Annotated in this window: 7 protein-coding genes; 5 read left to right on the top strand and 2 right to left on the bottom strand. The window is 65.0% G+C overall.

The annotated features are described in order from the left end of the window. Positions 1-156 precede the first annotated feature (156 nt). Positions 157-726, top strand: a complete 570-nt coding sequence (locus HMPREF2914_RS29475) for a cytochrome b (RefSeq protein ID WP_003111544.1) — start codon at positions 157-159, stop codon at positions 724-726. An 11-nt stretch (positions 727-737) separates the two neighbouring features. Then, entirely contained in the window at positions 738-1,313 is a 576-nt protein-coding gene (locus HMPREF2914_RS29480; protein WP_003084626.1) for a YceI family protein, read from the top strand. A gap of 68 nt (positions 1,314-1,381) precedes the next feature. Here the strand turns inward: HMPREF2914_RS29480 and mexR are convergent, their stop codons facing one another. After that, positions 1,382-1,825, bottom strand: a complete 444-nt coding sequence (gene mexR, locus HMPREF2914_RS29485; protein ID WP_004365054.1) for an effux pump transcriptional repressor MexR — start codon at positions 1,823-1,825, stop codon at positions 1,382-1,384. A gap of 274 nt (positions 1,826-2,099) precedes the next feature. Here mexR and mexA point away from each other — a divergent pair, with 274 nt between their 5' ends. The 3 genes from mexA to oprM are packed head-to-tail and all read left to right on the top strand — an operon-like array spanning position 2,100 to position 7,866. Further along, complete coding sequence (gene mexA, locus HMPREF2914_RS29490) at positions 2,100-3,251, top strand: multidrug efflux RND transporter periplasmic adaptor subunit MexA (RefSeq protein ID WP_003118819.1); 1,152 nt, start codon at positions 2,100-2,102, stop codon at positions 3,249-3,251. A 15-nt stretch (positions 3,252-3,266) separates the two neighbouring features. Further along, positions 3,267-6,407 (top strand): multidrug efflux RND transporter permease subunit MexB, encoded by a 3,141-nt coding sequence (gene mexB / locus HMPREF2914_RS29495; protein ID WP_003107312.1) that lies wholly within the window; start codon positions 3,267-3,269, stop codon positions 6,405-6,407. Between the two features lies 1 nt (position 6,408). Next, the gene (gene oprM, locus HMPREF2914_RS29500) at positions 6,409-7,866 is read left to right on the top strand and encodes a multidrug efflux RND transporter outer membrane channel subunit OprM (RefSeq protein ID WP_023092313.1); all 1,458 of its coding nucleotides are present in this window, start codon (positions 6,409-6,411) and stop codon (positions 7,864-7,866) included. Positions 7,867-7,961: 95 nt separating this feature from the next. On the opposite strand, the gene HMPREF2914_RS29505 is transcribed toward oprM, so the two are convergent. Next, the coding region (locus HMPREF2914_RS29505; protein ID WP_070702878.1) for a DEAD/DEAH box helicase at positions 7,962-9,401 on the bottom strand (1,440 nt) is incomplete at its 5' end.

Genomic DNA, 9,401 nt, shown 5'->3' on the forward strand with positions numbered 1-9,401 from the left:
CCGGCGCCTTGCGCTTCCCGGTTCGCAGCGCAATCCAGGGTTTTTTCTTAGCCTGCGAACCTATCTTGTGAATCGATGTTTCAAAGCAGAATTTTCTGCTTTAACTCGATGGATTTGCCGCTAGTCTTGAGGCTTCGCTTTTCAAGGAAGTTTTTCATGCAGTGGCGCAATACCTCATCCCGTTACGGCGTATTCAGCCTGTTCCTGCACTGGGGCAGCGCGCTGGTGGTCTTCGGCCTGTTCGGCCTGGGCCTGTGGATGCGCGAACTGAGCTATTACGACCCCTGGTACCACCCCGCGCCGGCGCTGCATAAAAGCATCGGCATCCTGCTGGCCATCGCCCTGCTGGTGCGGATCGTCTGGCGTTTCGTCAGCCCGCCGCCGCCGGCGCCGGTCAACCACGGTCCGCTCACGCGGGTAGCGAGCAAGCTCGGCCACCTCGCGCTGTACGGGCTGCTGCTGGCGGTGATCGTCGCGGGCTACCTGATTTCCACCGCCGACGGCGAACCGATCAGCGTATTCGGCTGGTTCTCCGTGCCGGCGACCCTCAGCGGGCTGCCCGACCAGGCGGACGTCGCGGGTGAAATCCATCTCTACCTGGCCTGGGCGCTGGTGGTCTTCGCCGCCCTCCATGCCCTGGCCGCCCTCAAGCATCACTTCGTCGACCGCGACCCGACCCTAAAGCGCATGCTCGGTCGCTCGTCGAATGATCAACAACCACGTTAAGGAGAATGTCCATGCTGAAGAAGACCCTTGCCGCGCTGGCGCTCGGCTCCGCACTGTTCACCGCCGGCCAGGCAATGGCCGCGGACTACAAGATCGACAAGGAAGGCCAGCACGCCTTCATCGAGTTCCGCATCAAGCACCTGGGCTATAGCTGGCTGTACGGCCGCTTCAACGACTTCGACGGCAGCTTCACCTTCGACGAGAAGAACCCGTCGGCCGACAAGGTCAAGGTGACCATCAACACCAACAGCGTGGACACCAACCATGCCGAGCGTGACAAGCACCTGCGCAGCGGTGATTTCCTCAACGTCAGCAAGAACCCGACCGCTACCTTCGAATCCACCGAAGTGAAGGCCAACGGCGACAGCGCCGACATCACCGGCAACCTGACCCTGAACGGTGTGACCAAGCCGGTCACCATCAAGGCCAAGCTGATCGGCCAGGGCGACGACCCGTGGGGCGGCTACCGTGCCGGCTTCGAAGGCAGCGCCACCCTGAAGCTGAAAGACTTCGGCATCAAGATGGACCTCGGCCCGGCATCCCAGGAAGTCGAGCTGCTGCTCTCCGTCGAAGGCATTCGCCAGTAAGCGGATACCTGAAACGAAAAACGCCGGCGATCGCCGGCGTTTTTCATTGTGCTTCGAAAAGAATGTTCTTAAATATCCTCAAGCGGTTGCGCGGCCAGGCATTGGTCGAGGAGATGCACCAGGGTGGCTTGTTCCTCCGGGGTGAGCGGGGCAAACAACTCGTCATGCACGCGTGACATGATGGCTTCCGCATGCTGGTGGATGGCCAGCCCCTCGTCGGTGAGGAAGAGCTGGAAGCTGCGCTGGTCGCTGGGGTTGCGCTCGCGGCGGACCAGGTTTCTTCCCTCCAGCTCGCGGATCTTCCGGGTGATCAGTGCCTTGTCGCGGCACATCTGGCGTCCCAGGTCCTGCAGGTTCAGCCCGCGTTGTTCGTCGATAAGCTTCAATACATGGACGTCGGGCGGGGTCAGGTCGAGTCGCTGGCAATCGAGCTCGCTCTGGATGCGCGTCCGCACATGCTGGAAGACCGCCATCAGCGCGGGCATCAGGTCGGGATTCACGGGGTAGTTCATTGGTTTGGCCGAGTAAACCTAATGTAAATGTGGTTGATCCAGTCAACTATTTTGCTTATTTTAGTTGACCTTATCAACCTTGTTTCAGGTTCTGAATATGGGCCATGGCGCCGGGTGGATAACCGGCCATCGAGCTAAAACGTTTCAGGTGTTTTCACGCGAGGCTTTCGGACGTTTACAAACACCTATGAATGTAAGTATTTTGCCTGCCTTCTTCGAGCCGGTGCAGCGCCTTCACGCTGCATCGGCCGCTTTCGCTCATGAGGACAACGCTATGCAACGAACGCCAGCCATGCGTGTACTGGTTCCGGCCCTGCTGGTCGCGATTTCGGCCCTTTCCGGGTGCGGAAAAAGCGAGGCGCCGCCGCCGGCGCAAACGCCGGAGGTCGGAATCGTGACCCTGGAAGCGCAGACGGTGACCCTGAATACCGAGCTGCCGGGCCGGACCAATGCGTTCCGCATCGCCGAGGTGCGTCCCCAGGTGAACGGCATCATCCTCAAGCGCCTGTTCAAGGAAGGCAGCGACGTCAAGGCCGGGCAGCAGCTCTACCAGATCGACCCCGCCACCTACGAGGCCGACTACCAGAGCGCCCAGGCCAACCTGGCCTCGACCCAGGAGCAGGCCCAGCGCTACAAGCTGCTGGTCGCCGACCAGGCCGTGAGCAAGCAGCAGTACGCCGACGCCAATGCCGCCTACCTGCAGTCCAAGGCGGCGGTGGAACAGGCGCGGATCAACCTGCGCTACACCAAGGTGCTGTCGCCGATCTCCGGCCGCATCGGCCGTTCCGCGGTGACCGAAGGCGCCCTGGTGACCAACGGCCAGGCCAACGCGATGGCCACCGTGCAACAGCTCGACCCGATCTACGTCGACGTCACCCAGCCGTCCACCGCCCTGCTGCGCCTGCGCCGCGAACTGGCCAGCGGCCAGTTGGAGCGCGCCGGCGACAACGCTGCGAAGGTCTCCCTGAAGTTGGAGGACGGTAGCCAATACCCGCTGGAAGGCCGCCTCGAATTCTCCGAGGTTTCCGTCGACGAAGGCACCGGCTCGGTCACCATCCGCGCCGTGTTCCCCAACCCGAACAACGAGCTGCTGCCCGGCATGTTCGTTCACGCGCAGTTGCAGGAAGGCGTCAAGCAGAAGGCCATCCTCGCTCCGCAGCAAGGCGTGACCCGCGACCTCAAGGGCCAGGCTACCGCGCTGGTGGTGAACGCGCAGAACAAGGTCGAGCTGCGGGTGATCAAGGCCGACCGGGTGATCGGCGACAAGTGGCTGGTCACCGAAGGCCTGAACGCCGGCGACAAGATCATTACCGAAGGCCTGCAGTTCGTGCAGCCGGGTGTCGAGGTGAAGACCGTGCCGGCGAAGAATGTCGCGTCCGCGCAGAAGGCCGACGCCGCTCCGGCGAAAACCGACAGCAAGGGCTGATCAAGGGGATTCGTAATGTCGAAGTTTTTCATTGATAGGCCCATTTTCGCGTGGGTGATCGCCTTGGTGATCATGCTCGCGGGCGGCCTGTCGATCCTCAGTCTGCCGGTCAACCAGTACCCGGCCATCGCCCCGCCGGCCATCGCCGTGCAGGTGAGCTACCCGGGCGCCTCGGCCGAGACGGTGCAGGACACCGTGGTCCAGGTGATCGAGCAGCAGATGAACGGGATCGACAATCTGCGCTACATCTCCTCGGAGAGTAACTCCGACGGCAGCATGACCATCACCGTGACCTTCGAACAGGGCACCGACCCCGACATCGCCCAGGTCCAGGTGCAGAACAAGCTGCAACTGGCCACCCCGCTACTGCCGCAGGAAGTGCAGCGCCAGGGGATCCGGGTGACCAAGGCGGTGAAGAACTTCCTCATGGTGGTCGGTGTGGTTTCCACCGACGGCAGCATGACCAAGGAAGACCTGTCGAACTACATCGTTTCCAACATCCAGGACCCGCTCTCGCGGACCAAGGGCGTCGGTGACTTCCAGGTGTTCGGCTCGCAGTACTCGATGCGCATCTGGCTCGATCCGGCCAAGCTGAACAGCTACCAGCTGACCCCCGGCGACGTGAGCAGCGCGATCCAGGCGCAGAACGTGCAGATTTCCTCCGGCCAGCTCGGCGGCTTGCCGGCGGTCAAGGGCCAGCAGCTCAACGCCACCATCATCGGCAAGACCCGCCTGCAGACCGCGGAGCAATTCGAGAACATCCTGCTCAAGGTCAATCCCGACGGTTCCCAGGTGCGCCTGAAGGACGTCGCCGATGTCGGCCTGGGCGGCCAGGACTACAGCATCAACGCGCAGTTCAACGGCAGCCCGGCGTCCGGTATCGCGATCAAGCTGGCCACCGGCGCCAACGCGCTGGATACCGCCAAGGCGATCCGCCAGACCATCGCCAACCTGGAACCGTTCATGCCGCAGGGCATGAAGGTGGTCTACCCGTACGACACCACCCCGGTGGTCTCGGCCTCGATCCATGAGGTAGTGAAGACCCTCGGCGAGGCGATCCTCCTCGTGTTCCTGGTGATGTACCTGTTCCTGCAGAACTTCCGCGCCACGCTGATCCCGACCATCGCCGTACCGGTGGTGCTGCTGGGGACCTTCGGCGTGCTCGCCGCGTTCGGCTTCTCGATCAACACCCTGACCATGTTCGGCATGGTGCTGGCCATCGGCTTGCTGGTGGACGACGCCATCGTGGTGGTGGAGAACGTCGAGCGGGTGATGGCCGAGGAAGGCCTGTCGCCAAGGGAGGCGGCGCGCAAGTCCATGGGCCAGATCCAGGGCGCGCTGGTCGGTATCGCCATGGTGCTCTCGGCGGTATTCCTGCCGATGGCGTTCTTCGGCGGCTCCACCGGGGTGATCTACCGGCAGTTCTCCATCACCATCGTGTCGGCCATGGCCCTCTCGGTGATCGTGGCGCTGATCCTCACCCCGGCGCTCTGCGCGACCATGCTCAAGCCGATCGAGAAAGGCGACCATGGCGAGCACAAGGGCGGCTTCTTCGGCTGGTTCAACCGGATGTTCCTTTCCACCACCCACGGCTACGAGCGGGGCGTGGCGTCGATCCTCAAGCATCGCGCGCCGTACCTGCTGATCTACGTGGTGATCGTGGCCGGGATGATCTGGATGTTCACCCGCATTCCCACCGCGTTCCTCCCCGACGAGGACCAGGGCGTACTGTTCGCCCAGGTACAGACCCCGCCGGGCTCCAGCGCCGAGCGTACCCAGGTGGTGGTGGACTCGATGCGCGAATACCTGCTGGAGAAGGAAAGCTCTTCGGTCAGCTCGGTGTTCACCGTGACCGGCTTCAACTTCGCCGGCCGCGGCCAGAGTTCGGGCATGGCGTTCATCATGCTCAAGCCCTGGGAAGAGCGTCCCGGTGGCGAGAACAGCGTGTTCGAGCTGGCCAAGCGCGCGCAGATGCACTTCTTCAGCTTCAAGGACGCGATGGTGTTCGCCTTCGCGCCGCCGTCGGTACTGGAACTGGGTAACGCCACCGGCTTCGACCTGTTCCTCCAGGACCAGGCGGGCGTCGGCCACGAGGTCCTGCTCCAGGCGCGCAACAAGTTCCTCATGCTCGCCGCGCAGAACCCGGCGCTGCAACGCGTGCGCCCCAACGGCATGAGCGACGAACCGCAGTACAAGCTGGAGATCGACGACGAGAAGGCCAGCGCCCTCGGCGTGTCCCTCGCCGACATCAACAGCACCGTGTCCATCGCCTGGGGTTCCAGCTACGTCAACGACTTCATCGACCGTGGCCGGGTCAAGCGGGTCTACCTGCAGGGCAGGCCGGACGCGCGGATGAACCCGGACGACCTGAGCAAGTGGTACGTGCGCAACGACAAGGGCGAGATGGTGCCGTTCAACGCCTTCGCCACCGGCAAGTGGGAATACGGTTCGCCGAAGCTGGAGCGCTACAATGGCGTGCCGGCGATGGAGATCCTCGGCGAGCCGGCGCCCGGCCTGAGTTCCGGTGACGCCATGGCGGCGGTCGAGGAGATCGTCAAGCAATTGCCGAAAGGCGTTGGCTACTCCTGGACCGGCCTGTCCTACGAGGAGCGCTTGTCCGGCTCGCAGGCGCCGGCGCTGTATGCGCTGTCGCTGCTGGTGGTGTTCCTCTGCCTGGCGGCCCTGTACGAAAGCTGGTCGATTCCGTTCTCGGTGATGCTGGTGGTGCCGTTGGGCGTGATCGGCGCGCTGCTGGCGACGTCCATGCGCGGCCTGTCCAACGACGTGTTCTTCCAGGTGGGCCTGTTGACGACCATCGGCCTGTCGGCGAAGAACGCCATTCTCATCGTGGAGTTCGCCAAGGAGCTGCACGAGCAGGGCAAGGGCATCGTCGAGGCGGCCATCGAGGCCTGCCGCATGCGTCTGCGGCCGATCGTGATGACCTCCCTGGCGTTCATCCTCGGTGTGGTTCCGCTGGCGATCTCCACCGGCGCCGGCTCGGGCAGCCAGCATGCGATCGGTACCGGCGTGATCGGCGGCATGGTCACTGCGACCGTCCTGGCGATCTTCTGGGTACCGCTGTTCTACGTGGCGGTCAGCACGCTGTTCAAGGACGAGGCGTCCAAGCAGCAAGCGTCCGTCGAAAAGGGGCAATGATATGAAAAGGTCCTTCCTTTCTCTGGCGGTAGCCGCTGTCGTTCTGTCCGGCTGCTCGCTGATTCCCGACTACCAGCGCCCCGAGGCGCCGGTAGCCGCGGCCTACCCGCAAGGGCAGGCCTACGGGCAGAACACCGGCGCGGCGGCCGTTCCGGCCGCCGACATCGGCTGGCGCGAGTTCTTCCGCGACCCGCAGTTGCAGCAACTGATCGGCGTGGCGCTGGAAAACAACCGCGACCTGCGGGTCGCCGCGTTGAACGTCGAGGCCTTCCGGGCGCAGTACCGCATCCAGCGGGCCGACCTGTTCCCGCGGATCGGCGTGGACGGTAGCGGCACCCGCCAGCGTTTGCCGGGCGACCTGTCGACCACCGGCAGTCCGGCGATTTCCAGCCAGTACGGGGTGACCCTGGGCACTACCGCCTGGGAACTCGATCTCTTCGGCCGCCTGCGCAGCCTGCGCGACCAGGCCCTGGAGCAGTACCTGGCGACCGAACAGGCGCAGCGCAGCGCGCAGACCACCCTGGTGGCCAGCGTGGCGACCGCCTACCTGACGCTGAAGGCCGACCAAGCGCAGTTGCAACTGACCAAGGACACCCTGGGCACCTACCAGAAGAGTTTCGACCTGACCCAGCGCAGCTACGACGTCGGCGTCGCCTCCGCGCTCGACCTGCGCCAGGCGCAGACCGCCGTGGAAGGCGCCCGCGCGACCCTGGCGCAGTACACCCGCCTGGTAGCCCAGGACCAGAATGCACTGGTCCTGCTGCTGGGTTCCGGGATCCCGGCGAACCTGCCGCAAGGCCTGGGCCTGGACCAGACCCTGCTGACCGAAGTGCCGGCGGGCCTGCCGTCGGACCTGCTGCAACGGCGCCCGGACATCCTTGAGGCCGAGCACCAGCTCATGGCCGCCAACGCCAGCATCGGCGCCGCGCGCGCGGCGTTCTTCCCGAGCATCAGCCTGACCGCCAACGCCGGCACCATGAGCCGCCAGCTGTCCGGCCTGTTCGACGCCGGTTCGGGCTCCTGGTTGTTCCAGCCGTCGATCAACCTGCCGATCTTCACCGCCGGCAGCCTGCGCGCCAGCCTGGACTACGCGAAGATCCAGAAGGACATCAACGTCGCGCAGTACGAGAAGGCGATCCAGACCGCCTTCCAGGAAGTCGCCGACGGTCTGGCCGCGCGCGGTACCTTCACCGAGCAGTTGCAGGCACAGCGCGATCTGGTCAAGGCCAGCGACGAGTACTACCAGCTCGCCGACAAGCGCTACCGCACGGGGGTGGACAACTACCTGACCCTGCTCGACGCGCAACGCTCGCTGTTCACCGCGCAGCAGCAACTGATCACCAACCGCCTCAACCAGCTGACCAGCGAGGTCAACCTGTACAAGGCCCTCGGCGGCGGCTGGAACCAGCAGACCGTGACCCAGCAGCAGACCGCGAAGAAGGAAGATCCGCAGGCCTGATCGCCTTCCGCGCCATGCAAGAACGCCGACCCTAGGGTCGGCGTTTTTTTATCCTCGCGGAAGTCGGCGGGTCCGCGTCACGGACCCGCTCGGCCTTAGCGGTTGCGGGTCAGCAGTGCGGGGCGCTCGCCCTTGCGCCGCGGCTCCAGCTCGTCGAGCTGCTCGGCGGTGGGGAAGCGATCCATGCGCACCAGGTCGCGCTTGTTGATCACCACCGGCTGGCGGCTCGGCTGCTTGCCGGTGCCGTACTCGGACGGCTCGCGCAGCGGCGCGTCGCTCATCCGCGAGGCATTCTCGCGACCCTGGCCGCGCGGCTTGCCGGCGCGCGGTTTCTTCGCCTTGCCCTGGCCGGCACCCTGACCGCGAGCGCCACCTTGAGCGGCGCCCTGGCTCTTGCCGCGAGCTTGGCCCTGGCCTTGGCCACGACCCTGCTGGCCGGTGCCGCCCTGGGGTTTCTGCTGGCCACCGCGGCGTCCGCGTCCCTTGTTTTCCTGACCCTGGTAGGGGCTGACGTAGTCGGCGCGGTTGCCGAAATTGTCGAAGTCGTCGTCGAGGAACTCTTCCGGATCGCGATTACCGTCGACTTCCGGCGGCCGATTGGGCTTGGCCGGACGCGCTTCGCGGCTCTGCCGCGGCTGCTGCGCTTGGCCGGCCTCGCGGTTTTCCTTGTTCTTGCCACCACGACGGCGGCGCTTTCCAGCCGGCTTCTCGGTACCGTCCTGGGCCGCAGCGACATTGCTGTCGGGGTTGCTCGCCTGGGCGTCTTTCGGCTTGCGCTCGCGGCTGCTGCGCCGTTCCTTGTCGCGGCGCGGCTGCTTCTGTGGCGCCTCGCGGGGCTCCGGCTGGGCCACCTCGGGCAGCACGGCCTCGGGGTCGAAACCCTGGGCATCGCCATCGGGAATACGCTGTCTGGTCATCTTCTCGATGGCCTTGAGCAGCTTCTCTTCGTCCGGCGCTACCAGCGAGATCGCCTCGCCGCTGCGTCCGGCGCGGCCGGTACGGCCGATGCGGTGGACGTAGTCTTCCTCGACGTTGGGCAGTTCGTAGTTGACCACATGGGGCAACTGGTCGATATCCAGGCCGCGGGCGGCGATGTCGGTCGCCACCAGGATGCGCACGTCGTTGGCCTTGAAGTCGGCCAGCGCCTTGGTCCGCGCGTTCTGGCTCTTGTTGCCATGGATCGCGGCGGCCGGCAGGCCGTGCTTGGTCAGGTACTCGGCGAGACGGTTGGCGCCGTGCTTGGTACGGGTGAAGACCAGCACCTGTTCCCAGGCGCCGACGGTCACCAGGTGCGCCAGCAGGGCGCGCTTCTGCGGCGCCGGCAGGCGGAACACGCGTTGCTCGATGCGCTCGACCGTGGTGTTCGGCGGCGTTACCTCGATGCGTTCCGGGTTGTGCAGGAGCTTGTTGGCGAGGTCGACGATGTCTTTCGAGAAGGTAGCCGAGAACAGCAGGTTCTGGCGCTTGGGCGGCAGCTTGGCGAGAACCTTCTTCACATCGTGGATGAAGCCCATGTCGAGCATGCGGTCGGCTTC

Origin of the sequence: Pseudomonas sp. HMSC067G02, assembly GCF_001813485.1 — a bacterium.
In the GTDB taxonomy this organism is placed as follows: Bacteria; Pseudomonadota; Gammaproteobacteria; order Pseudomonadales; family Pseudomonadaceae; genus Pseudomonas; species Pseudomonas aeruginosa.

What these genes read in the sequence shown, in the direction of transcription:
- HMPREF2914_RS29475 (WP_003111544.1), top strand. Translation starts at nt 157, where the DNA reads ATGCAGTGGCGCAATACCTCATCCCGTTACGGCGTATTCAGCCTGTTC.
- mexR (WP_004365054.1), bottom strand. Translation starts at nt 1,825, where the DNA reads ATGAACTACCCCGTGAATCCCGACCTGATGCCCGCGCTGATGGCGGTC.
- oprM (WP_023092313.1), top strand. Translation starts at nt 6,409, where the DNA reads ATGAAAAGGTCCTTCCTTTCTCTGGCGGTAGCCGCTGTCGTTCTGTCC.
- mexA (WP_003118819.1), top strand. Translation starts at nt 2,100, where the DNA reads ATGCAACGAACGCCAGCCATGCGTGTACTGGTTCCGGCCCTGCTGGTC.
- mexB (WP_003107312.1), top strand. Translation starts at nt 3,267, where the DNA reads ATGTCGAAGTTTTTCATTGATAGGCCCATTTTCGCGTGGGTGATCGCC.
- HMPREF2914_RS29480 (WP_003084626.1), top strand. Translation starts at nt 738, where the DNA reads ATGCTGAAGAAGACCCTTGCCGCGCTGGCGCTCGGCTCCGCACTGTTC.